1 pseudogene is annotated in these 309 nt (G+C 49.5%); it reads right to left on the bottom strand.

Going from position 1 to position 309, the window contains the following annotated elements:
* A pseudogene (locus HBA93_RS20210) lies at positions 1-289 on the bottom strand (phage tail tape measure protein); the annotation flags it as partial.
* Between the last annotated feature and the right edge of the window lie 20 nt (positions 290-309).

Genomic DNA, 309 nt, shown 5'->3' with positions numbered 1-309 from the left:
AGCGAAGTTGCAAAGCCGCAGAAACAATTGCGGCTTTCAAACTCGTTGATACTGTATTCGTGATATCAACGAAGGCTTTATCAACATCGGCAGCAGCCTGCACCACATCATCGGAGAGAACATGGCCAAGCTCCTCGCCCTCTTTAATGGTTTCCGTAAGCTTATCGCGCCCTTGTTCAATCAGGGACACAAACTGCTCACCACCCTGACCACCCATGATCTCATCAAAAATACGGATACCGGCGGCAGTGTCTTTCAGGCGGCGGGTACGGTCGATAATCTCCAGCATAAAATCTGCAGGATCTTTGA

The sequence above is a fragment of the Ochrobactrum sp. SFR4 genome (assembly GCF_019730395.1).
GTDB lineage: Bacteria > Pseudomonadota > Alphaproteobacteria > Rhizobiales > Rhizobiaceae > Pseudochrobactrum.
Note: the sequence above shows the minus strand (reverse complement) of the source record. Positions and strands in the feature narration are given on the sequence as shown.